Annotated in this window: 14 protein-coding genes and 1 pseudogene; 4 read left to right on the top strand and 11 right to left on the bottom strand. The window is 41.0% G+C overall.

The features are described from left to right. Nucleotides 1-218: 218 nt before the first annotated feature. The 10 genes and pseudogenes from CDG55_RS13325 to CDG55_RS13280 all read right to left on the bottom strand — a co-directional run bounded on the left by CDG55_RS13325 (nt 219) and on the right by CDG55_RS13280 (nt 12,336). Nucleotides 219-1,601: an ATP-binding protein gene (locus CDG55_RS13325; RefSeq protein ID WP_087536904.1), complete on the bottom strand. Its 1,383-nt coding sequence runs from the start codon at nt 1,599-1,601 to the stop codon at nt 219-221. A 24-nt stretch (nt 1,602-1,625) separates the two neighbouring features. Continuing rightward, nucleotides 1,626-3,128 carry a UvrD-helicase domain-containing protein gene (locus CDG55_RS13320; protein ID WP_004659254.1) on the bottom strand — a complete coding sequence of 501 codons (1,503 nt, stop codon included), beginning with the start codon at nt 3,126-3,128 and terminating at the stop codon, nt 1,626-1,628. Between the two features lie 9 nt (nt 3,129-3,137). Next, complete coding sequence (hisIE, locus tag CDG55_RS13315; protein ID WP_087536905.1) at nt 3,138-3,905, bottom strand: bifunctional phosphoribosyl-AMP cyclohydrolase/phosphoribosyl-ATP diphosphatase HisIE; 768 nt, start codon at nt 3,903-3,905, stop codon at nt 3,138-3,140. A gap of 223 nt (nt 3,906-4,128) precedes the next feature. After that, nucleotides 4,129-4,908 (bottom strand): annotated as a pseudogene (locus tag CDG55_RS13310) (FAD-dependent oxidoreductase). After that, nucleotides 4,908-6,008: a hypothetical protein gene (locus CDG55_RS13305; protein WP_087536907.1), complete on the bottom strand. Its 1,101-nt coding sequence runs from the start codon at nt 6,006-6,008 to the stop codon at nt 4,908-4,910. The pseudogene CDG55_RS13310 and the gene CDG55_RS13305 overlap by 1 nt, the downstream one beginning before the upstream one ends. A gap of 70 nt (nt 6,009-6,078) precedes the next feature. Then, nucleotides 6,079-7,779 carry a carboxypeptidase-like regulatory domain-containing protein gene (locus CDG55_RS13300; RefSeq protein ID WP_087536908.1) on the bottom strand — a complete coding sequence of 567 codons (1,701 nt, stop codon included), beginning with the start codon at nt 7,777-7,779 and terminating at the stop codon, nt 6,079-6,081. Nucleotides 7,780-8,168: 389 nt separating this feature from the next. Then, on the bottom strand, nt 8,169-9,788 hold the full coding sequence (locus CDG55_RS13295) for an ABC1 kinase family protein (RefSeq protein WP_004659245.1): 1,620 nt from the start codon (nt 9,786-9,788) through the stop codon (nt 8,169-8,171). Nucleotides 9,789-9,800: 12 nt separating this feature from the next. Further along, a complete protein-coding gene (locus tag CDG55_RS13290) occupies nt 9,801-10,481 on the bottom strand; it encodes a ubiquinone biosynthesis accessory factor UbiJ (RefSeq protein ID WP_087536909.1) in 681 nt (226 codons plus the stop codon). Between the two features lie 10 nt (nt 10,482-10,491). Beyond that, complete coding sequence (gene ubiE, locus CDG55_RS13285; RefSeq protein WP_004659241.1) at nt 10,492-11,433, bottom strand: bifunctional demethylmenaquinone methyltransferase/2-methoxy-6-polyprenyl-1,4-benzoquinol methylase UbiE; 942 nt, start codon at nt 11,431-11,433, stop codon at nt 10,492-10,494. A 195-nt stretch (nt 11,434-11,628) separates the two neighbouring features. Beyond that, the gene (locus CDG55_RS13280; RefSeq protein WP_213066143.1) at nt 11,629-12,336 is read right to left on the bottom strand and encodes an FFLEELY motif protein; all 708 of its coding nucleotides are present in this window, start codon (nt 12,334-12,336) and stop codon (nt 11,629-11,631) included. A 204-nt stretch (nt 12,337-12,540) separates the two neighbouring features. On the opposite strand from CDG55_RS13280, the gene CDG55_RS13275 reads away from it, so the two are divergent. Beyond that, nucleotides 12,541-13,959: a phosphate--AMP phosphotransferase gene (locus CDG55_RS13275; protein WP_087536911.1), complete on the top strand. Its 1,419-nt coding sequence runs from the start codon at nt 12,541-12,543 to the stop codon at nt 13,957-13,959. A gap of 28 nt (nt 13,960-13,987) precedes the next feature. Here the strand turns inward: CDG55_RS13275 and CDG55_RS13270 are convergent, their stop codons facing one another. After that, on the bottom strand, nt 13,988-14,494 hold the full coding sequence (locus tag CDG55_RS13270) for a hypothetical protein (RefSeq protein ID WP_005162854.1): 507 nt from the start codon (nt 14,492-14,494) through the stop codon (nt 13,988-13,990). A 182-nt stretch (nt 14,495-14,676) separates the two neighbouring features. On the opposite strand from CDG55_RS13270, the gene CDG55_RS13265 reads away from it, so the two are divergent. From CDG55_RS13265 to recD, 3 genes are all read left to right on the top strand, one after another. Continuing rightward, complete coding sequence (locus tag CDG55_RS13265) at nt 14,677-18,315, top strand: exodeoxyribonuclease V subunit gamma (protein WP_087536912.1); 3,639 nt, start codon at nt 14,677-14,679, stop codon at nt 18,313-18,315. 3 nt (nt 18,316-18,318) lie between these two features. Beyond that, nucleotides 18,319-22,044 (top strand): UvrD-helicase domain-containing protein, encoded by a 3,726-nt coding sequence (locus CDG55_RS13260; RefSeq protein WP_087536913.1) that lies wholly within the window; start codon nt 18,319-18,321, stop codon nt 22,042-22,044. Between the two features lie 99 nt (nt 22,045-22,143). Then, on the top strand, nt 22,144-23,895 hold the full coding sequence (recD, locus tag CDG55_RS13255) for an exodeoxyribonuclease V subunit alpha (protein ID WP_213066142.1): 1,752 nt from the start codon (nt 22,144-22,146) through the stop codon (nt 23,893-23,895). Nucleotides 23,896-24,516: the final 621 nt, after the last annotated feature.

Here is a 24,516-nt window from a genome sequence, read left to right as displayed (position 1 = left end):
TCTTTGTCGCTAAAACTTGTCTATCAACGTTTTTATTCGCTATTTAATTGAATATTTTCCATTCGATTATCTGTGTACCTAACAGGGATAGAGATCTGGTCTTGGATCAAATGCGTATCCCTACAATCTAGTGTTTCAGTACAGAAGACCTATTTAAAAGAAAAAATTGACCTCTAGTTTATAAGGATTAATGATGCAATCAATCTTAAAGCCCAATATCAAATTGATCTCTCTTGAGGGGTATCATCAATTTTAAGTAGATGAAGTAAATGACTCTTTTCTTGTTCATCAAGCGCTTGGATTTGATGCAAGAGTTCATCAACTTTACTGACCAAATTTTCTGATTCTAATAAGTGTTGATTCTGCTGCAAGAGAATGCTTTCTGATTGACTTAACTCATTATAGAGTTGTGAAAGTTGTTGTTGAGATTTCTCAAGATTAATCTCATAAATTTCTTTATCACCTAACCTGAAGCATTGATATTCTAAAGCATGTTCTAATAATTCATCGCGATTGCCTGAAGCAATAATTTGTAGTCTTGGAAATGCTTGATGCAAACGCTCTAAAATTTCAGCACTCATATTTTGATCTAACTGATGCTCAATTTGATCAATTAATAATATGCCTTCACCTTCTAAACATGGGTCGAAACAATGTGGATTAAGTAAGCATAAACGACGTGTAATGTCACCGACCAATGCAATCCATGATTTAAGAGAGGCCGATAATTGCTGAAAGGGAATGGTCTGACCTTTGTAACGCACTATTAATTGAAGTTTAGGAATATATTGAATATAGATATCATTCAATTCTGGAAAGATGGTATGTAAGCTTTTTTTCAGCGCATATAAATTAGGTGCTGAAAGTTGTTTAGGATGATTCATCAGTTCTTGTTGTAATTGCTGCAAAATCTCTGATTGATTCTGCTGACCGAAATCGTTGCCAATAAGACGTCTGACGATATGAGCAGAGTGAGCATTTTCAACATCACTAATTTCCCGTAGCCACTCAAAGAAACGTGCAAAAGTTGTGTATGGAATCGCTGTTAAATCGTAGGCAGCAATATCTTGTAGTGTTCCTGGTGCATTCTTGCTTTGTAAATTAACCTCTTGTACAAAGCGTTCGGCAGGATAATACGCAATTAACGGTAATCCAAATAATGGATCTTGAAGACTGGTTTTTTGGTATAGCGATACCATTTGATCAAGTTGCTGCGTTTCAACTTGGCTAATTCCAACGCCTTGACTGTTAAACGTTTTAAATAACTTCCAACTACAATTCTGAGTGTCAGTCGTTTGTGCAGAGCTACTTTCTGGTAGATGATGAGTTAATTCACTGCTCATTCTAACTTGGACTTGAACTTTGGCTTGTAAGCGTGTCAACAAAATATCTTGATCAGCAATCACGACACCTGCGGTACGAATATCTTTATAACGTGCGGAGAACCACGTTAAGGCTTGATAGATATTTTTTAAAATTGTAGTTTTGCCTGTAGCTTGCTCACCTAAAATAAGTGTAATTGGACGTTGAGTCGGTTGAAATTCAATGGTTAAGTCGCGAAACATGCCAACATGTTTAAATAGCACTGATTCAAGTTGCATAAGCTCTCCCTGAACATAAGCGCTTTAACCTACGGACTGGCGAAGACTTGAGGGAGCGCCCCGTTTTAATTGTTGTATTAAATCGTAAAGATGATGAATATTTAAACTTACTTTAGCACGAGTACAGGCAACATAAAGTAGTCTTAATTCCTCATCTGTAATTTTATGTTCTAGGCCATTTATTTTAAATTGGTAATCATCTTCAATATGCACACGATTCCATTCCAAGCCTTTGGCTTTGTGTGCAGTTGAAATAACATAATCTGCTTGTTCAATCGGTGTGATTTTGGCAAGTGCTTTCTTGAGTGGCTCAGTACCATGATCATCGACCAGTTTGACTAAAGGTTTGATGTCGCTACCATCATTGGTTTCGCAATATTCATGCACATCATGCCATGAATTAAACCAAGCCAGTTCGGGCACATCAGTGATTCGTTTGCCTTGTTTGAGTAAACTAGCGGCATCCACAAAACGACTGAGTTTCTGATGATCAGCTTGTAAGCTGACTTTGTCGCCATGCACTAAACCAGAAAGTAGGAGTTCCATTGCACGTGCATTGGTACGACACAAAATTGCATCGCGCATTTTGGTATGGGGTTTATTCACCACACTCGATTTAACATTTGGATTGCCCAATAGTGGAACAGTTTCGTTTAATGCACCAAGCAGACTATTGGCAACATCAGCAATCGCATCACCAAAACGGAAAGAGGTCGTTAAACGGCTTTCATGTAAAGGCATTTGTTGCATTGCATTGACTGCACCACGCCACGCATAAATTTGCTGATGTGCATCACCGACATAAATCACTTGTGTGCTTTTTTGACGTAGTAAAATACCCAACATGAGTGGGTCAGCATCTTGTGCTTCATCAAACAGAACATAATCTGTTGGAATATTGGGTTCTGATAATGCCCAAAGTTTGAGGTAAATATCGTGACCAATCCCTGCTTGATGGTTTTGATCAATTGACTCTAACCAACGGCGTTCAACTGCTGGATATAAGTGTTGTTGTAACGATTCGATATCATCTTGGTGCAACCAGCTTGGTGCTTGAATATGGCGAGGGGCAGGGTATTGTGAGCTGGTCGAGCAGAAATAGCTGACAGCATTGGCAACCAAACTCGCAAGACGACTTGGCATCAGTACATATTTTTCATAACGTCCGCCCATGAGACGACGAAGTGTGATTGGTTCTAAACGATATTCTTTAGCGATAAAACTTGGGCTTAAGCGAGGTAGTCGTAATTTATCAGTTACGCCACGGGGTACGCTACGAAAGGCAAGAGAGTGAAAGGTACGACAATTGACATTGCCGTGAAATTTACTCTGTGCTTCAGATGCAATGGCTTTGTTAAAAGCCAAATACATACCACGCCGTTCGGGCATGGCATCACTGATCATTTGTAAAGTCGTGGTTTTACCTGTGCCAGCATAGGCAATTACTTTAAAGGACTGACCTAAACGCGCGTTATCTATTGCAATCGCTTGCTCATAGGTAGCTTTGGGTTTCTCGATATTCGACACAGGCGAGGTTTACGCTTCTTGACTACGATTGGCTTTTTCAACCAAGCCCGATAGACCTTGGCGACGAGCAAGTTCATCAAGGACTTCTTGTGGATCAAGGTCGAAGTAGCCGAGCATGACAATACTGTGGAACCATAAATCTGCAACTTCATAAATCAGATCATGCTTATTTTCTAAAGAAGCATGTGCTGCATAATCTTTGGCTGCAATAATGCTTTCGACACTTTCTTCGCCGACTTTTTCTAAAATTTTATTGATGCCTTTTTTGTATAGGCTGGCAACATAAGAATTATCTGCTTCAGCTTTTTTACGTTCTTGCATCAAACGACCTAAGTGACTGAGTACGTCAACTTGCTCAGCCTGACCATGATCGTGTGCTTCGACTTTCGCAGATGCGCCGTAAATTGCAGTTGGATCTTTCAGTTGAGCATCAACAATTTCCCAACCTTGTGGCGTGAGTTTACGATAAAAACAAGACTCACGACCCGTATGGCAAGCAATTCCGCCGTGCTGCTCAATTTGCAGAATAATCACATCGGCGTCGCAATCTAAGCGAATTTCATGCACTGTTTGGAAGTGCCCTGATTCTTCACCTTTGTGCCACAATTTTTGACGTGAACGTGAGTAATACACGGCTTGATTTTTTTCAGCCGTCAGTTGTAATGCTTCACGATTCATCCATGCAACCATTAACACTCGACCAGTCTGATGATGTTGTGCAATGGCAGGAATAAGACCATTGGAATCAAATTTAACTTCATCTAACCAGTTTGACATGAGTGAAAAATCCATTGAGTGGAAAGCCGTTAGTGTAGCGTTTGTGACTAGGGTTGGCTATGCTTGTTGGGTAAAAAATGCTTTAGGTGCTGGGTTGGATTAGCCGCTCATCACCAAAATTATAATGGGCGAACATAGTTCGGTTCCCACATCTCATCTGGAATTGTAGAGACGAACGGTGTTCGCCTGTATCTCAATCATATAGGTTGAACTATGCATCTTATTATTGTTTGGTAATCTCATCATATTGTATTTGCTGAAACATACCCGTTTTTAAGCCTGAAATGGTAATCGCCATTTCTTTACGAAAATAAGGGATTTGATACATCCACGGAAAAGTAAGATCACGTAATCTACCCGCCCACCAAATGATCTGATTGATAGAGTGGGGTCAGTAAACGGCTAAGGAACTGATAGAATTGGGTCGAGGAGCGACGTAGTCGGTGATAGTATTGTCATAATATTGACCAGTCAATTTGCTGATTTTTCTGAGCAGTTTGTAATGATTGGGAAAAAGCCCACGCATCTAAAAGTGCCATATTCGCACCTTGTCCCAATTGTGGACTCATTGCATGTGCAGCATCACCAATTACACCGATTCGACCTTGTCCATATCGAGACATCACCACATCACGATACTGTGCCGAGAGCCACAGTGGTTGATTTTGTTCATCCAATAAAAGCTGTGGGTAGGGCGGTGAATCCCCAAGCCATACAGATTTGGGGCTGCCTGATGGTAATGGCTATTGACCAAAAGTTATTTATTGGCGAGTTGCCCTTCAAGTCCTGTCACTTTTGCACCCAGTTTGAGGGCTTCATCTAATACGCCAAGACGTTCAAAAACAGCTAAACCCGAAGGTTGTAGTAATAAACCAGCACCAACTGGAGAGAGTCTGTCAACTTGTTCAAAAATCGTAACCTGATGACCTTCTCGCACAAGAAGAATCGCCGTTGTAAGTCCTGCTGTACCTGCACCAATAATGGCAAAATGAGGTGTTTTCATTAGTAATGAAAATTCACACCCAGAGAGGCATAGCCATATTTACGATCTAAACGTGAAGCAGTCACCCCGTTATAAAGAAAGGGAATATTACCTACAAAATTGCGTTTAAATAAATAACCTTCAACGAAAGGCGTAATATTCGGTGTAACGTCGTAACTAAAACGTGCGGAAAAAGTATGATTATCTTTCAATGCACTATTGCCAAAATGATTGACGCGATCATCAATGTCACTACGCCATAAACGCTGATATTGATAAGCAAGCTGACTTTCAAATTGTTGATAGCGCCAATGCCATGAACCTCCAATAGCGGCGTAATAAGCATCGTAATTTAAATCTTTATCGACATCCAGATTGAAATCGGATGCTGAACCTGAAATATTGAGTTCATTAATAATCGCATTGTCAATCTGACACGGTTCAGCTAGAGAACCAGTGTAATGGTTGTTTTTATTAATATTCAAGTTGACTAAACAACCCTGATATTTGGCTTGGGTCTTTAAGCTGTCAACTTTCACTTTGCTATAGCCTGTACTGACATACGCATTGAGTTGATTCATAGGATCCAGTTTTCTTGAAAAAATTGCATCAACCTGTAGCTGTATATCAGATGGATCATTGACCCGAACATAATTAAAGGTTCTGTTGTTGATGGTTGTCGGTGTTGTTTTCTTGAGCTGATCTGCGTAGTTGCCCCATAAGCTAAAACGTAAATCCAGAAAATCGTTTTTCTGTAGATTTAAATTCGGGGTATAGGTTGTGGCAACCAACCAACTTTGTAATTTATTGGTATCTTTTGAATAATCAATTTCACGCTGCCAAAAACCAGCTTCTAGTTCAAGATTTGGATAAAGTTGATATTTACCAACGATATGTCCACCTAAATAATCACCTACATTTTCTGAAGTTGCACCTTCTTTGGCACGGACATCGAACAGGTCAATGGTTTTATTGACGGCATCAATGGCAACATCTACATTCAAGGGTTGTGTTTTTCCTGAAAGTGAGTTGGCTTGCAGGAACATATCATTCGGTGCAGCGTGGAGCAATGATGGAGAGAGGAGAAGTATCGAAGCTGATAGTAAATTTAAATGTTTCATTATGATCCCATTAAATAGACAATAAAAAAAGAGCCACTATGAAAGCAGCTCTCTTTGTTTAATCATAAAGTTATTCAACTGTAACTTTAGCGCTTGTGCCGTAACCTGTTATAGATTTACTCAATACAGATACAGTATATTTTGTTGCAAAAGACTTAGATGTCGCTGCAATGATTTGCCCCTCACTTGGTGCTACCACAGCTGTAACCGTTGCTGTGCCTTTTTCACTGTTAAATTTGTTCAGTGAGCTGACTAAGCTAGCAGAGATTTTACCTAAAGTTGTGCTATTTAAAGCAATTTGACCGTTGGACAATACATCAATATCAGTACCTAACGTAAGGTTGGTATTGAGTTCAGAAGTAGTTGATGTAATACCTACGGTAGAGCCTTTTGGTAATGTTGCTGCCGTCAATGTACCATTGGTATATGTTAGGTTGAGCTGATTAGCAGAAATGAGTAACGCTTTGGTTGCTGTTTCAACTTTTAATGCTGCGGCAACAGCTTGATTTGAAGACTTATAACTATCACTTGCAACAAGAGGTACGAGCAGATTGTTCAGGCTTGAGACTTTAATTGGAGTGATTAATGATGCTGCTAATTGGTCGAGTGTATAGCTTGTGCCTTGTAAACCAAGACCATTCAATAGTAAATAATTTGTAAACTTATTTGCTTCAGTAATGGTTTCAGTCGGTACAACAATGCCTGTTTTATCTTTAATGACAGCGAGAGCACCAGTTAATTTATCTGTTGCCGCACCACCAGTTGTTGCTGCTTCAGCGATATCTTTGAGAGCAGATTCAATCGCAGTACTATCCGTTGCCAAGACTTGGCTTAATGCCTGAATCAGATTGACAGTAGTACTGTCATTTTTCTCGGTCAGAATTTTTTCTTGTGCAGCTGTTTTTAATGCTGCCGCAGAGCTAATTTGTGTTGCAGGAAGTGCAGCAAGTGTGGTTTCTACCGTTTTTACATTGGCTGCAATGCTAGCACTGGTTAAGGCAGCAAGGTTAGTTGCAACGTTATCAATATTGCTCTGAAGACTAGCAGGAAGTTTTGCTTTTACATCAGCATCTTTGACAGTAGCCTGAATAATCGCATTAATTGTATTGGTATTACCTAAATCAACAGTGGTTGTGCTTGAGGTTAATTGGCTGATTAATGCAGCGGTGATTGCTTTTTGAGCAACAGTGCTGGTTAAACTACCATCTGTATTTAGTGTTGTAACCGCTGTGGTGATTTGTTCAATCAGTTGTTGAACAGCTGTGGTTTTAGCTAATAATGCAGCACTGTTTAATGGGTCAGCAGTTAGTAAATTTGTTCCCGATAAACCTAAAGCCGTTGCAATAGCTGCTGCCTTATCTGCACCTACCGTTGCAACGAGGGTTGTGATTGGCGTAACAACAACATCGATACCTTGAGTATCTGTCAAAGAAATTTTTGGTGCTTGTAGTGTACCTGTAAATGGCAGACCTGTAGTCGTATCCTGTCCACCTGTCACTTTCAATGCGCTTGCAGTACATCCTTGTGGGAAAGTAAATACCCCATTTTCATCTGTAGTCGCAGTTTTATTCTTACATGCAGTTGCTTCATCAGTAAATGTAACGGTTGCATTGGCAATAGGACCATCTACCACACGTCCTGTCAGTGTTGCTGCCGCTGGAGGGTTACCTCCAGATGATCCCCCACTGTCTCCACCACAAGCTGTAAGTAAAAGGGCTGAAGAAACGGATAAAGTCAGCAAGCTTAATGACAGTTTTCTTGATTTAAACATTATATTATTCCCCGAATATCGGTGTTTTAATTGATTCCTGCGTAGTTATAGCAAAGTTTTATAGATGTGATAATGACTTTTTTAAATTTTTTAAGTAAAACTGTATCAATATAAGACATAATAAACAGCTTGTTTATTTAATCTAAATAGATTTCTTGTATTATTTAGTTAAATTTGATTTATCAGTTTAATAAGTGTTCATATCTAAATGATATGCTTTATTTTGTGACATATATCTCATTTTTTTTATTTTTAAATGGCTTTACTCATAGCTAAATCACGAGATTTTTATTATTTTACTCACGATGATTAAATACATTATTTGTGGGTTTAAAAATGAAATATTTACGTTATAAAAAATCCCTTGTCAGAGCAAGGGATTTTTGAACTTATTTCATAATTCGCCAAACTGCAATCAGTGCACTTAATACGATTAAAATGATGGAGACAAACCAAGGACTAATAATCGCAATGGTGAGCATAATCAGCATAGTGCTACCAAACATCCAACTACGGCGTTGCTGTTGTTGCATTTGTAAGCGCATTTGCTGAATTTCACGGAGTTGCTTATCTTGCCAAGCTGATTGATTTTTCAAACCATTCAAGCTATCAATCAGTAAGCTTGGGATATCTTGAGCACCTAATAATAGATCTGGGATTTGTTGTCCAAGTTCTTTGATATTTTTGACCGGATTCATATTGGCTTTAACCCATTCGGTCAAAATCGGTTTAGCCAGCTTCCAAATATCGAGTTGTGGGTAAAGATCAGTACCTAAACCTTCAACGTGTACCAATGTTTTGAGTAATAGCATCAATTGCGGCGGAATTTCCAAATGGAAACGACGTGCAATATCCATCACCTGAATCAAAATTCCTGCGAAATCCAATTGATCCATCGGCTTGGATACCATTGGACCAACAGTGCGGCGCATTTCACGTGACAAGGCATCTTGATCTGTGCCTGGTGGAATCCAACCTGCTTGATGTACGATCTGAATCAGTTGCATAAAGTTGCTATTCATTACTGCAAGCAACATACGGGCAACTGTCATTTGGTCATGTTTGGACAGTTCACCCATGATGGCGCAATCTAGAGCAATAAAACGCGGATTACTTGGGTTAATGGTTTCAACAAAGACATTGCCCGGATGCATGTCGGCATGGAAAAAGTTGTCTCGAAATACTTGGGTAAAGAAGATGGTTAAACCTTTTTCAGCCAAGTCTGCGCGATCCATACCCAAACGATCAAAGGTTGCGATATCTGAAATAGGCACACCCGTGATGCGTTCAGCCACCATCACATCTTTACTGTCCATATAGACTTCAGGCACATACATCATGCTGGAGCCTGTAAAGTAATGACGCATTCGGCGGGTATTGTCCGCTTCTAGACTCAGATCAAGCTCATTCAAGATAATTTGACGATAGTCTTGAATGATTTCAGTCAGATGTAAGGCGCGAGCAGCCTCTAAACGATTTTCAAGCCAATCACCCAGCCAAGCTAAGATTTCAAAGTCTTGCAGAATTTGATTACGAATATCAGGGCGAGTGACTTTTACCACCACTTCACGACCATCATGCAGAGCAGCAGTATGAACTTGTGCAATCGATGCCGCAGCGAGGGGTTGCTCATCAAAGCGAGAGAATAGTGTGGATACATCAGCCTTGAGCGATTCTTGGATGCGTTGTTTTGCCAATTGGGTGTCATATGGTTTGACACGGTCTTGTAACAACACCAATTGTGATAATACTTCTGGTGGAATCAAATCACGACGAGTAGAAAGCAACTGACCCAGTTTAATCGCTAAGGGTCCCATATCCTCTAAAGCTTCTTTGAGCTTGAGCGGATTCTTTTTCTCTCGACTTGACCATGCCGCAGGATGGGTTTTGATAATGTTTAGGGCATGGCGGGCTTTTACTGGTAATTCTTCCGCAGGGAACAGGGTGTCAAGGCGATAATGTGCTGCAATACGCCAGAGTTCGAGTAACCGTGTAACATGCGGAATCATATAAAATCTTACCTAGTCTTGTGAGGAATGTTTTGCTGGATTAAATGAAGCGTGTAACTGTTGAAATTGCGCTTCTAAACGATCTAATTCTTGATTGAGTTGACGCGTTTCGCGATGAAGATCATCCATTTGCCAACGTGGTGCAAATAAACCGCTATCCTCTTTTAAAGTATCTTCAATAAAGAACAAATGGCTTTGTAATGAACGCTTGAGTTGTTTGGGTGCAAGTTGAATCTTACCCAATTCATGTGCCAGTTGTGGACCAATCCAAGGCGATAAATGCGCAGCGAGATCAGGCTCTGCTTGCTGCATAATTCTTTGAATATCTTGTAATAAATGGTAATCGCCTTGTAGGGGGATATTGCCAATCTGGTCCATATCACTGAGCAGGAGTTTGACTAATTCGACCACATTGGCGACATGCAGGGTGGCTGTGGCATCTGTAATTTTATTTTGGACATCGTAGGGACGCTGTTCAAATATTGATGGGGTTTGACTGTGTCCAGTCACGGTAGGTTCCAGACGAACTTTATTTTCATCAAAAAAAACATCAACCGAGAGCTGTGGATGATCGATCACAACCCGCAACAATTGACCTTGTAGCTGATTGAGCTGAATACGGGTAATCGCATCCAGATCAATCACCTGATGAATGATACGTTCGACTGCACCCAGTGCTAAAATCGACCACATATCTTAAGCCTTAAAGTTTGAATCCGCGGTGAACTGCAACAATACCACCAGTGAGGTTATGGTAGTCACAGCTTTGGAAGCCTGCATTTTCCATCATGCCTTTGAGGGTACGTTGGTCTGGATGCATACGAATAGATTCTGCAAGATACTTGTAACTTTCAGAGTCATTGGCAACGAGTTTACCCATGATTGGTAATGCAGTGAATGAATAAAGATCGTAAAGCTTAGAGAATGGTTCGAACACAGGTTTAGAGAATTCGAGAACCAATAAACGACCACCTGGTTTAAGTACGCGATACATGGCTTGTAGTGCGGCATCTTTATCCGTCACGTTACGTAAACCAAAACTGATAGTCACTAAATCAAAACTATTATCTGCAAAGGGTTCTAAAGTTTCAGCATTGGCAAGTACGAAATCAACGTTAGTACAGCCTGCATCAATCAGACGGTCACGACCTACATTTAGCATGGATTCATTGATGTCTGAGAGTACGACATGACCTTGTGGACCGACTTCACGGCTAAATACTTTTGCTAAGTCACCTGTACCACCAGCAATATCCAGTACATGTTGACCACGGCGAACACCTGACATATTAATAGCAAAACGTTTCCAAATACGATGGATACCGAATGACATCAGGTCATTCATAATATCGTATTTACTTGCAACTGAATGAAAAACTTCAGCAACTTTTTGTGCTTTATCATCACTGCTTACAGTTTGATAGCCAAAGTGAGTGGTTGCTCCAACATTTCCCGTGTTGGCACCACGTGGCAAATTATATTTTGGTACTGATGTATTCGGTGTTGATGTTGAACCTTGTTGTAACGATTGCTGTTGACCTTGAGGCGCTCCTTGAGGAAGTGGAGAACTGAGGAAAGGACTGACTTTGTCTGAACTTGGGTTTTGCTCAACTTCTGGGGTAGGCTGTTGGTTTTCGTTAGACATTGTTTTCTCCTAAACTTTCGCTCTAGCGGCACGAATCAGCAAGCATGATGACAGATTTTGTATTTTTTTACAGGGTTTAGCATATCATTGTTATGAATAATATACAGAAAGTCACACGCTCAAAAGCATTTTTAATTTTTGTTTTGGAATTCAATAATCCCTCCTAACACGAAGAGGGATGGCTATCAATTCAATTTAGTCACGAAATGGGTTTTGGTGACCAGCGTGGACTTTTTCGATGATTTCACGTTCTTTTACCGTAAATGTTTTGATAAACGTTGCAGCAGACTTCATCGGTTTCATTGCAGCAAAACCTTCTTGGATAAAATCGTACATAGGTTCAAATTGATATTTGGTTGCAATGCCTTTACACATTTTAAAAGCCGCATACATCATCGTAGAGCGCATATACTTATCTAATGTGAGACCGAGCTCGTCAAGTAATTGTAATTGTTCATAACGTACATCACCTTGATCGAGTTTGACTAAGGTCTGGCGCATGATTTCATCAGTGAGTGGTGTTTCCAAAGGATAATCTTTGAGTAGTTGTTCTGCGACTTGTTCATCGAGTTGAGTGGCAAGTACAGCAAGACTGACCGATTTTGTTCCTGTTTTAATTGCATTTTCAGGGAGTAAGCTTTCTGCTTTATGTGCATATTTCAACAGGCGTTCGATTTGCTGTGCAATTGCCTCAAAATCAGGACCGCCATACAAGCGATTAAGAAAATACTGTGCCATCAGTTGATTTTCAGGCAGAGCAAAAAATTCTTTATGGGTTTCTGCGATGCGTGCTTTCATCCACGCTTGTACTTCATGCAGACGTTGCTTAAGTGCTGGATTTTGGTGGTAATTCAGAGTTTGGTATTGTAATAAAAGATGATCAAATGCAGCGAGTTTTGACATATTCGAACTCAAATAAAATAAAACCAGAAAATCATAGGCTGCATCATAACGAAGAACCATGACAGCATAAACTCTAAATGTCTAACAATCGGTCACTATGTTGATACACGGATTGAGTTCTACAGAAACTGTACAAGGGTTTTGCATGCAGTGAAATAGATTTCATTATACTTATTCTTAATAATGAGCCATTTAGAGCCGAATATGAGTATACAACAACCCAAATTTGAATTGCGTGATGAAGATGCGTTGTCTTTAGATTTGATTGAAGCACAATATGCCTTAAAAGATAGCCAAGATAAAAAAAATGCAAAAAGTGTTCTGATTTTAGTAAGTGGGATTGAATTAGCAGGGAAAGGTGAGGCGGTTAAGCAATTACGTGAATGGTTAGATCCACGCTATTTAAGAGTTAAAGCAGATGCACCACGGTTATTAACGACCTATCAAACTTTTTGGCAGTCTTATACGCGTTTTATTCCTGCCGAAGGTCAGATCGTGGTGATGTTTGGGAATTGGTACAGTGACTTGCTTTCAACCGCCATGCATGTGTCAAAACCATTGGATGAAACATTGTTTGATGCTTATATCGAACAGATGCGTTCTTTTGAACATGATTTACAACATAATAATGTGCATGTGGTCAAAGTTTGGTTTGATTTATCGTGGAAGTCCTTACAAAAACGCTTAGACCAAATTGATGCTTCGGAACAGCATTGGCATAAATTACATGGTTTGGATTGGCGCAATAAAAAACAATACGATACTTTGCAGGAGTTAAGCCAAAGATTTACCGATGATTGGTTTGTGATTGACGGTGAAGATGAAGCTCTACGTGATCAATGTTTTGCTCAATACATATTACAAACATTGCAAGAGTTGCCTGACCATCAAACTAAAGTCACCGAAAAATGGCAACAAGCACAGATTCCCACAGCACTGTTAGAACCGTCAAAACAAAGCTTAGATAAAGATGACTACAAAGAAGAATTGAACAAATTAACCAAAAAAGTAGCTGATGCATTACGTTATGACGAACGAAAAGTGATTGTTGCTTTTGAAGGTATGGATGCCGCAGGTAAAGGGGGAGCAATAAAAAGAATTGTTAAAAAATTAGATCCACGTGAATATGAAATTCATAGTATTGCTGCACCTGAACGTTATGAATTACGCCGTCCTTATTTGTGGCGTTTTTGGAATAAGCTGAATGATGGCGGGAAAATTACCATCTTTGATCGTACATGGTATGGTCGTGTTTTGGTTGAGCGGATCGAAGGTTTTGCTTCAGTCGTTGAATGGCAACGTGCTTATAATGAAATTAATCGGTTTGAGGAAAATTTGGTTGATAGTCAAACCGTAATTGTAAAAATTTGGCTTGCAATCAGTAAAGATGAACAAGAAGTTCGATTTAAAGATCGTGAACAAACCCCACATAAGCGTTTCAAAATTACTGAAGAAGATTGGCGTAACCGTGATAAATGGGACGATTATTTAAAAGCCGCTGCAGACATGTTCGAACGAACCAACACAGATTATGCGCCTTGGTATGTAATCGCGACAGATGATAAAAATACAGCACGGATCGAAGTTTTAAAGGCAATTTTAAAACAACTCAAGGCGGATTAAACCGCCTTGTCGTCATCAAATATTATGATTAAGCCACAATGGTACTACGACTTTTTTGTTGAATGCGTTTAGCAAGGTTATAGCAATCTTGAATATGTGCTTCGGTAATTTTACGCATCATAAAATAACCGAGGCTCGCAGCAACCAATTGTCCGCCTAAAGGAATAAACTTGGTCACTTGCTTGGTGGCAATTTTCGTGAAAAAACCATTAAAAGACTTTTTCATGGCTGTGCGCGCCACTACCAAACCTGAAAATTCAAAACCACGTTTACGTAGCTCATCCCAATGTACTTTTTTGGTTTCAGGATCATAGACACTGATATGTTCAGGTGCTAAACCAAAACGCGTATTAATATAAGGAATAATTTGAGTGAGCATGCCCAAATCAACGACCACATCAAAAAATGGGATGGGTACAATCGCTGCACCTGCAGACCAATATGCACGATTTTTGGTCAGAGCCAAACACTCTTCGCGAATTTGCTCCAAGTTTAAGTTTGGATCAATCGAATCAGGAATTTTTTCAATTTTCATAAAGTTATACCTAAAGTCTATCCCTCGATAGTACATTCAATCGGATTGAGTGGTGAATTTCAAAACAATTTATTTATTTCCTTGTATGTTTAACGTGACATAGTTATATGAAGTTGTATAGTGATAAATATGTATGTTTTCGTGCAATACAATAAGCATTCCTGATGAGGTCATATTTGTAGATGGGTATTCATGTTATTCAAAGTCAAAGCCTTGAAGTGTTATTACAAGGTGTGATGGCATCAATCACCCAATCGAGTTCTTCTCCATTTCAGGTATTTCAAACTCAGCATTTTATTGTTCCCAGTCCTGCACAAGAACAATGGTTGACGCAGAAAATTGCCGAACAACAAGGCATGACTGCCAACTATCAATTTCATCAACGCATTCGTGGTTTTCAGTGGTATGCATACCAGCAAGTATTAGAAAATAAAGAACAAGTGCGTAAAGCCAATATTCCGCGTTTGATTTTAAAGTGGCGTATTCATCAAGCTTTACAGCCTTTTATTCAACCCGAACAGAATACTGTTGTGAATGAGCACCCTTTATATTCAATTGTGCAACGGATTTACGACAGCGCCGATCAACTGCAACAAGGCACTGAAAAACAACTAAAAAAACAAAGTATGCTGTATTGGGTGGCGGAGCAAGTTTCGCAGCTGTTTAGTAACTACATGATTTATCGCGGTCATTGTCAACGCGGCTGCCAAAGCAATTGTACCTGTGTGGGGAATTGGCTATCGACTTGGGGACAGAATAAAGCCTTAAATATCGAACAATTGATTGCTCAAACAGATCAACAAACTTCAGCCTTTAGCCTACAACAAACCGAACAATTAGAAGCTTGGCAGCGTTGGTTGTGGCAAAACTACTTTCATGATGATTTTGTTGAAATACAAAGCATTGATGCTGATTTTTGGCAACTTCTAGACGATCAGCACACACGACCCCGAGCTTTGGCACAACTGCCAAGTCAGGTGATTGTATTTACGATTTTAGATTTACCACCGAGCCAACTGCAATTTTTACGTCGTTTGGGGCAATATCTAGATGTGGTAATTTTGCACTATAACCCATCGCAAGAATATTGGGCCGACAGTGTCGATCCACTCTGGAAAAAGCGTTATGACCTCGGCGTGAAAGAGCGCTATATCGCCAAACATCCCCATGCCAGTGATGCAGACATTGACGCATTCTTCGACAGTTTTAGTTTGGGCTTTAATGCCTTAAATCGAGAGTCTCGGCATCCCTTACTGACACGGTTAGGTAAGCAAGCGCGTGATCATTTTTCCCTGTTATCACAACTGGCAACAGGAGAGGAGGGAAAGTGGGTCGATGCCTTTGTAGAGCAGTTTCCTGAAACGCTACTCGGTAAAATTCAGTCTGATATTTTCTATTTAGCTGAACCTCAGCCTCAGCAATATGAACTTGCGCCTGAGGACGAGTCAATTCAGATTCATGTATGCCACTCAAGTGTGCGACAGTTGGAAGTCTTAAAAGAACAGTTGCTGTATTGGTTATCTCAAGCAGATACGACACCGCGTCGCCCAAGTGATGTGCTGGTTTTGACCCCGAACCTAGCTGAACTAGAGCCTTTGATCCGTAGTGTGTTTCCAGCAGTTGCCAATGAACATGAAGTCTTTTTACCCATTAAAATTGCAGGGGTGGCGCAGTTAGATACCTTAAATGCATGGCGTGCTGTACTTGGACGTTTGCAACTGACACAGGGTCGTTTTACGCAGGATGATTTTGCGGATTGGCTTAATCTTTACGCGACGCAGCAGTGTTATGGATTGGATTATACGCAGGTGCAACGCATTTTAGCCTTGCTCAATGATGCTGGTTTTAAACGTGGTTTAGACGAACAACACTTAAAGCAAAGTCTGAGTGACGAAGATCAAGACTACCGTTATAGTTTTAAATTTGCTTTGGACCGTTTGGCTTTAGGAATTGCTGTGCCTGCCCATGTGATGGTGCAGGATATGCTCAGTTATGCCTTGGTGCAGCCAAGTGATTTTGAACTGATTGGTATTCTGATTCAGATCTATCAAGATTTAGCAGCGCGTCGAGATTGGTTGGTGGCACATGAACAAGGCCAACGTTTGCCAGTCGAGTTTTGGCTACAGCGAATCAAGGCGGATGTACAGGAGTTTGAGCAAGCCGATGTGGTTGCTTTAAAAGCAATCCGTGAAATTATTCAGAAGCAAGAACGTATGCTGACTTTGGCCAGCTATTATGAAGATACCGAAACCCAATTACGTCAAATTTCCTTGCCTTTGCCTTATATTATTGAAGAGATTCAGCGCACATTGGAAAGTCAGTCTGCGCAAGTTGAACCGACAGGACAGATCACCTTTAGTCAGATTGGACAGATTCGTCCGATTCCTTATCGGCTGATTGTACTGTTGAATTTGGATACGGGTAAATTTCCAAATCGGGACAGTCATATTCCGTTTGACTTGATGGATGCACTGCGTCAGCAATTGGGTGATCGCTCTCGTTTGGAAGATGATCAGGGGGCATTTTTGGATGCCATCTTATTGGCACAAGAACAGGTTTGGCTGTTTTATAATGGCTTTGATCTCAATGATGGCGAAGTCAGAGAGCCATCCAGTGTGTTGCAGGGCTTCCGCGAGCATTTGGCTTTGATTGTAAAACCGACGAGCCGCGAAGATGGCCCTCCTTTATCCGAAGCGGATTTAGCCGGATTGGATGCTTTGCAAGTCCCTACACAGCTTTATCCGCTGTATCATTTACATCGGTTACAGCCTTTTGATCCACTCGGCTTTGTTTCGAATCGGCCTGTGCGCTTCCAAGATCAATGGTTTAAGGTCGCTTCACAGCTTCAGCAGATGAAAGGTGAGCGGCAAGCATGGGTCAATACCGCCTATCCCGTTGAACAAAATGAAATGATCATTTTGGAGAGTCAGCAATGGATTCAAGATATCAGTTTCCCTGCGCGGCTGTATTTAAAGACCTTAGGTGTGGAAAATTTAACCGCAAAAGAATTGGCCGATCAAGCTGAACCGTTATTACTCGATGGTCTCGGTAAATATGCCATTCGGTATTTTTTACAGCAGCAGGATGACCAGCTCTCTCCGAGTCTGTTGCAAGATCAATTGCCTGTTGGCAAAGTTCAGCACAGTGCTTGGCAGCAAAGTCGCTTAGAGCAGCAACGCTTGTTGGAGCGCTTGCAGCAGTATGCCCCAGCGCCGACTGAAACCACGCAACGGGTTTGGCGGGTCTCGAAACAATTACAAATCGCCTGTGTGACCCCGAAACAACTGACTCAAGATTGGGTCAGTTTGGATGCTTCCAGTGCACGTGCCAAACGCTTTGCCAAAGTCTGGCTTGAATATCTGCTTTGGCTGGCGCTAATCAAGAATGACGCTGCTACAGAGAAGCGCCGAATTGTGGTGTTTAGTGATCAGACGGTGATTTGTGAAGGCCTAAGTTCACAACAGGCGCAGCATTATTTAAATGCTTGGTTACAGCTTTGGCACGATGCACAGCAGCAGCCTGTGGTCTTGCCTGCTGCCTTAGTGTTAAAGCCTTTGGAAAAAGGCAAGCAATATGAGTGGATTGAGCTGGATTCAACGCAGGTTTTAACTGAAGAGAGTCAAAAGCAAGTATTGAAGGACTGGAATGATACGGGGGATTTCTCGGGTTTTGATATGACCCAGAATGAAGCCTGTAAATTGCACCGCGATTGGCAGTTCATTTTGCAAGAGCAAGATGCAACCGCTTTATTACAGTATGCCTGTGATCATTATTCCTATGCTTTGTATCAACCGATTTTTGAATTTTTACGGGTGGAGTAAGACATGAACTCGAAGTATCCCGTATCTTATCAGCCGATTGGTGATATTCAATTTGAAGGGCTGCATTTAATCGAAGCCTCCGCGGGGACAGGTAAAACCTATACACTATCCAGTTTGATGGTGCGGATTTTCTTAGAGAAATATCTACCTAATCAGGTGATTGCCACCACCTTTACCCGTGCTGCAGCCGCAGAACTCAAAACGCGTATTCGTTTACGTTTGGTCGAAATCCTTGAGTTTTTAGAGCCTTTCCGTGATGTATTGGAACAAGATATTCAGGTCAAGGCATTACAAGAAACTGATCCGTTAAAACAACAGGTCTTACAAAACTTTGCGCCACGAATTGCCTATGCCTGTGAACGGTTAAAATTGATCATTGATCAGTTAGATGAATTGTTTGTTGGAACCTTGGATAGTTTTAGTCAAAAGCTATTGCGTGAGTTTGCCTTTGAAAGTGGCAAAATTGAACGCGCAGAAATCACTGAGGATGCCAAAAGCTATACCCGTCAATTAATTCATGATGTGTTGCGGGAATGGATTCAGACCCAACCACAGCAAGTGATTGATTTTTTATATATGAGTCAGCAACTTAAATCAGTTGATCATTATATTCAATTGGTAGAATCCAGTTTAAATTTTAGTTCAGCACATTTGAAACAAGTAGATTTGCCTGTGTTTAGCACAGTTGAGTTTGAATCATGCTTGCATCAGTTCGCAGCAAGTTCATCACAATATTTACAAGAGTTACAGGATTATTATCTACTCGATGGTGCATATTATAAATTTATTAATAAAAAGGCTTTTGCAAAAGATCGTTTTCATTTCATTTTTCAAACAGGCTTAGTTCGGCTGGCTCAGCAAATTCAAGAGCAGGGTATAGATATTTATTTTGATCAAAAGGCGTTCAAAGACGTCGATGTTTTATTTTTAGATTCCAAAGGACAAGCTCGAAGTAGTATTTTTAATAAATGTGATCAAAGCATTCAGGATTGTTTTTACCAGCATCCTTTGATTCAGTTATTAAAAGATATTTGGGAGATGAAACTTAAAATTCAAAATGATTTAGATCAATTCAATACCTATTTACAGTTTCATCTTTGTCAGCAAGTCAAAAAGCGTTTACCTCAAGTGTTGCAGCAAAAAGGCGAGACCACCTTTGCTCAGCAAATCAAAACCCTGTCTGAAGCTTTAAAAGGTGAGCAAGGACAATCTTTCGCGGTATTTGTACAGTCACGCTATCCATTGATTCTGGTGGATGAGTTTCAGGATACCAACCAAGATCAAGATGATATGTTGGCCAGTATCTGGCGCCATCCGCAACGTTACCAAAAGAGCTGCATGATTATGGTGGGTGACCGTAAACAGGCGATTTATGGCTTTCGTGGCGGCGATATGCTGACCTTCCTGAATGCCTATCAGGATATTATGGCCAAACAGGGGCGTGAGTATAAGTTGGTGCATAACCACCGTTCGGTGAAAGAACTGGTTGAAGTGGTGGATGTGCTGTTTCAGCGGCAAATGGATTTTGGCGAGCAGGTGATTTATGACCCGATTCAAGCGGGTTCGCGTCCACATCCTGCCCTGATTGACAATGAACAGGCCAATCCCGCGCCGTTGCGCTGGTTGCAACTGCAAGAGGGCAATGAGCAAGCTACTCAAGTCGCATGGAAAATTCAAAGCTTATTGAATCAAGCGCATTTGCAGCAGCTATGCCTGGATGGTGAGGTACGCAAAGTCATTTGTGAAGATGATATTGCCATTCTTTCGCGTAGCCATCGCCAACTGGACGAGGTGCAGTATGCACTGGAACACTTGGGAATCCGAGTGAATCGGCCCTCAAAGCGCAGTGTGTTTGATTCAAAGATTGCACAGGATATAGGTGCTTTACTCACGGCCTTGCTGCATCCTTATGATGAAGCCAAGCTCAAACGGGCTTTACTTAGCCGTTTATTTGGCTTTGATCTTGCTCGACTGTTGGCCTTAGAACAAAGTCCAGAGGGCTTGAGCCATTATATTCAGCAATTCGATGACATCCGTGAAATGTGGCTGAATCAGGGATTTTTGGTGGCATGGCAACGTTGTCTGAACCAGTTTGCTATCTGGCAGCAACTGGTTGCAACGCAAAGCAAGGACAATGAACGGGCAGTGGTCAATCTGCGCCATCTCACTGATATTCTGAGTCAGCATAGTGAGCATGTGCAGGGAGCGCAAAACCTCTATCACTGGTATTTAAAGCAACTCAATTCTCCAAGTGACCGTGAATGGGAACTGGAACATAAGCTTTCCAGTGAAGCTGGGGTGCAGTTGATGACCATCCACCAGTCCAAGGGTCTGGAATTTAAAATCGTCTTTTTGCTTGGAGCAAATAAAGCAGCACCAGACTCAAAAAAAGAGGCTTTAAATTTCTCAACCACAGAAATCCAGCTGCCAGAAACAGGACAAATCCGAACACAACGTGTCGTTGCGATCGCTGATAAAAATTTTCTTCAAGATACAGAAATCAATCAGCATCAACAACGCGCTCAAGCCGAACAAAACCGTTTATGGTATGTTGCATTAACGCGTGCTAGTCATCGTGTTTATGCTGTGTTAGAACCTGAAAAAGGGGATAAAAATAAATTTTCAGGTTTGGCTTTTTGGAAGAATCAGGGCGATCACTTTCAACATCCCTATAGTGCCGATGCTGAGCTGATCTTAGCGCGACCACAAGCCTTACAGATGCAACAAACTCAACAACAGCGCGTACTGTTGGCCCAAACACTGCCGACACAACGTTTTTATTCGCGTGGGAAAACCAGTTTTAGTTATCTGGCACAACATTTAAAGCACAAAGCGACTCGGGCTGATCGCTTGGCCAATATAAACACTGATTTTGAGCAAGCAGAAGATGAGCTGAATCTTACAGAATCGAAAAATACAGCCACAGCTCAGCCGATTGCCTGGATTAAACAACACTTTCCGAGAGGAACGCTGGCTGGAAATTTCCTGCATGAGATTTTTGAACAGATTGATTTTCAGCGACCTGAAATATGGGTTGAGGAAATTCGCCGCCGTTTTAAGAATACCTATCAAGGCTTATGGTTTGACTTACTAGGTCAATACCAGAATCATTTTCCAGCACAGGAAAACTCAGAGCAGCAACTATACCAATGGATTGCGGCATGGCTGGGTGAGGTATTGGCCACGCCACTGAACGAGGGCTTCCAGCTACAACAATTGCTGGAAGGACAATATCTGTCGGAATGCCCTTTTTATCTGGCCTTGTCGGATCGTGTGCTGGCCATGCAACGTGTACAGCAGCTGTTTGAGGAATATGGCATCGAAATGCCAGAGTTACTTGAGGCTAAATCTGCCCGTTACTTGAATGGCTCTATTGACTTGGTGTACTTCGATGGTCAGCGTTACCATATTGCCGATTATAAGAGTAATTATCTGGGAGCGGAGCAACTGGATTATCAGCAGCCTCAGATTGCAGAAAGTATGTCGCTGTCGAGTTATTGGTTACAAGCAGCGTTATATCTTGTGGCACTACATCGTTATCTGTCGGTGAAATTGCAGGATTATGATATGCAGCAGCATTTAGGCGGCGCATCTTATCTGTATTTGCGCGGCATGAATGGGCAAGCGCAGCAAGGCTGTTACTATTGGAAACCTGATGATGAATTTATCTTGCGTCTGGATGCCATCCTCGGATATTTCTCTGAGGATAAAATGGGCAAACCAATGTAGATAAAAGTTATGAATTTAGATTAAACAACAGTTTATCATGTGGATAAATGTGTTTATAACCTTGTGGATAAGCGTGTGGGTAAGTTTGAGGATAACTCTGTGGACAAACAAGTTGATGATCAGTCAGCACAAATGACATGGTTAAATATGTGGAGTAACTACCTCTCACAAGCACCATTTTCTCAATCTACTCAAACCGTTAACGCTGCACATGTACTACAACAACTGGTTGAAGCCAGCCTACAAGGTGACAGTTGTATTGAGGTTGAGCCAAGCCAGATTGCGGCATTGGCGGATTTGGCTGTTTCCAGCGAAATCGCAACCACGCAGGTTGCCCCTTGTGTCTATGATCAGCAGGGCTTGGCATTATACCGATATTGGCACCTAGAGCAACGCCTCGCACAGCAGATTTGTCGATTAAAGCGACAAACGATTCAGGCTGTTGATGCCGAACAGTATCAAAACTTACTTAGTGATGAACATCAGCAGGCTGCACTGAAAATGGTTTTGCAACAAGGCCTGAGCATTATTACCGGTGGACCGGGGACAGGGAAAACCTATACTTTGGCGCGTATTATTGCAGCCCTCAACCAGACCATTCCCGATATTCGTATTGCAATGGCAGCGCCTACGGGCAAAGCTGCGCAACGTATGCAGGAAGCGTTCCAGAACTCTTTTAATGATCCAAAATTATTGGAATCAGGACTCATCACCGATGAGTTGCGTAATCAAACCACGCAAACCTTGCACCGTTTACTGGGTATGGGCAATCGACAAATACCACGCTTTTATCCCAAACAGCCTCTGCCCTATGATGTGATTGTGGTGGATGAAGCCTCAATGCTGGATTTGAATTTGGCAACCCTGTTATTCGAGGCAGTCCCAGAACAATGTCGACTTATTTTGCTGGGTGATGCCAATCAGTTGGCTTCGGTTGAGGTCGGCTCGGTTTTGGCTGATTTACAGCAAGTACAGGCATTGACTGAAAATCGAGTCCAGCTACAGACTAGCCGTCGTTTCTCTGGTGAAGCCAAGATTGGTCAATTCGCACGATTTATTCAGGCCCAGCAAGGTCTCAGCAGCCCTGATTTAGTCTTATCAAAATTAGAGACGGAAATTGTTCAGGCTGCACCTTTGCAAACGATTTCTTTAAATAAAGATATGCGTGATCTGATCCAGTTGGAATATCTACCCGAACAGCAGGATGTGGAGATTGAACCTTATCAACAGAAGCTAATGGCTGGATTTCAAGCTTATATTGAAGCTTTAAAACATTATATACAGGCAGATGAACCTGTCGAACAGATTCAGAACGTGATTCAAGCCTTTGATGATTATCGAATCTTAACGGCAGTTCGACATGGCCCGTTGGGAATCGAGCAACTGAATCGTTATGCTGGGCATTGGCTCAATCAGCAATTGAAACAAATCGCTGTTGGAGACTGGTATATCGGACGTCCTGTAATGATGACCTATAATGACTATCAGCTTGGGATTTCTAATGGTGATATTGGCATTTGTTTTAAACATCGCACTCAAGTGCAGCAATTTGAAGTATTTTTCCCGAGCTTAAATAAATGGATTGCAGCGCACCGACTGCCACGCAGTATGCAAACCGCTTTTGCTTTAACCATTCATAAATCACAAGGTTCGGAATTTACCCATACCGCGATTGTTTTGGATGCACATGCCGAGAAACTATTGAGTCAGGAATTGATCTATACCGCAGTCACTCGCGCTAAAAAAGTAGTGAGTATTCTGGCTGATCCGAAGGCATTACAACAGTCATTGATGATTAGAACCATTCGTCGAAGTGGTTTAGTGCAAAAGATCAATTTAGAGGGATTGTGAAATTATTCTTTAAAATTCACTGTTCTGTAAGTAAAAGCTTACAAAGATTCGAGATATTGTCGCTAGAGTGAAATAAATGTTTTTGAGATCATGTACACACAAACAGCCTAGCACGGAAAGCTAGGTAAATCGCAAAAATACAATAATAAAGTCAATGAGACAGCGAACTTACAGTGAGGTAAGTGATAAAAGAGGAAACTTACAGCCGCTAAGCCTTGTAGTTTTGGGAGAGACTACAGGGCTTTTTTATTTTTAATCTTACTAATGTCATGATGGTTATAGTATTTATTTTAATCAAAATGATTTTAATGAAGAATCTCTACCTCTAACTGTGTGAAGCAAACATTAATTTTTCTATAAAAATTTTTAACCAAAAGTTTAAATTAAAAATATGATTGTTTGACAATTTTTATGTATTATTAAGTTAAATGTTATACAGCCCCGTACGTATTTGCTTACATAGAGATAAGAAAAATGCTATTTTTCTCCACAATTGGTTCTGACAGAATAATAGGCATAAAGAAGATACACACTGAAAGCAAAACATAAGAAGTGATGTGTAAAATACGTTCAGAGGGGCTGAAAGTAGCTTAATAAGAAACATAAAGAATAATAATAGAA

The sequence above is a fragment of the Acinetobacter sp. WCHA45 genome (assembly GCF_002165255.2).
GTDB lineage: Bacteria > Pseudomonadota > Gammaproteobacteria > Pseudomonadales > Moraxellaceae > Acinetobacter.
Note: the sequence above shows the minus strand (reverse complement) of the source record. Positions and strands in the feature narration are given on the sequence as shown.

Excerpts from the sequence above, each read along its gene's own strand:
- CDG55_RS13325 (WP_087536904.1), bottom strand. The coding sequence starts at position 1,601 with ATGCAACTTGAATCAGTGCTATTTAAACATGTTGGCATGTTTCGCGAC.
- hisIE (WP_087536905.1), bottom strand. The coding sequence starts at position 3,905 with ATGTCAAACTGGTTAGATGAAGTTAAATTTGATTCCAATGGTCTTATT.
- CDG55_RS13305 (WP_087536907.1), bottom strand. The coding sequence starts at position 6,008 with ATGAAACATTTAAATTTACTATCAGCTTCGATACTTCTCCTCTCTCCA.
- CDG55_RS13300 (WP_087536908.1), bottom strand. The coding sequence starts at position 7,779 with ATGTTTAAATCAAGAAAACTGTCATTAAGCTTGCTGACTTTATCCGTT.
- CDG55_RS13295 (WP_004659245.1), bottom strand. The coding sequence starts at position 9,788 with ATGATTCCGCATGTTACACGGTTACTCGAACTCTGGCGTATTGCAGCA.
- CDG55_RS13290 (WP_087536909.1), bottom strand. The coding sequence starts at position 10,481 with ATGTGGTCGATTTTAGCACTGGGTGCAGTCGAACGTATCATTCATCAG.
- ubiE (WP_004659241.1), bottom strand. The coding sequence starts at position 11,433 with ATGTCTAACGAAAACCAACAGCCTACCCCAGAAGTTGAGCAAAACCCA.
- CDG55_RS13280 (WP_213066143.1), bottom strand. The coding sequence starts at position 12,336 with ATGTCAAAACTCGCTGCATTTGATCATCTTTTATTACAATACCAAACT.
- CDG55_RS13275 (WP_087536911.1), top strand. The coding sequence starts at position 12,541 with ATGAGTATACAACAACCCAAATTTGAATTGCGTGATGAAGATGCGTTG.
- CDG55_RS13270 (WP_005162854.1), bottom strand. The coding sequence starts at position 14,494 with ATGAAAATTGAAAAAATTCCTGATTCGATTGATCCAAACTTAAACTTG.
- CDG55_RS13265 (WP_087536912.1), top strand. The coding sequence starts at position 14,677 with ATGGGTATTCATGTTATTCAAAGTCAAAGCCTTGAAGTGTTATTACAA.
- CDG55_RS13260 (WP_087536913.1), top strand. The coding sequence starts at position 18,319 with ATGAACTCGAAGTATCCCGTATCTTATCAGCCGATTGGTGATATTCAA.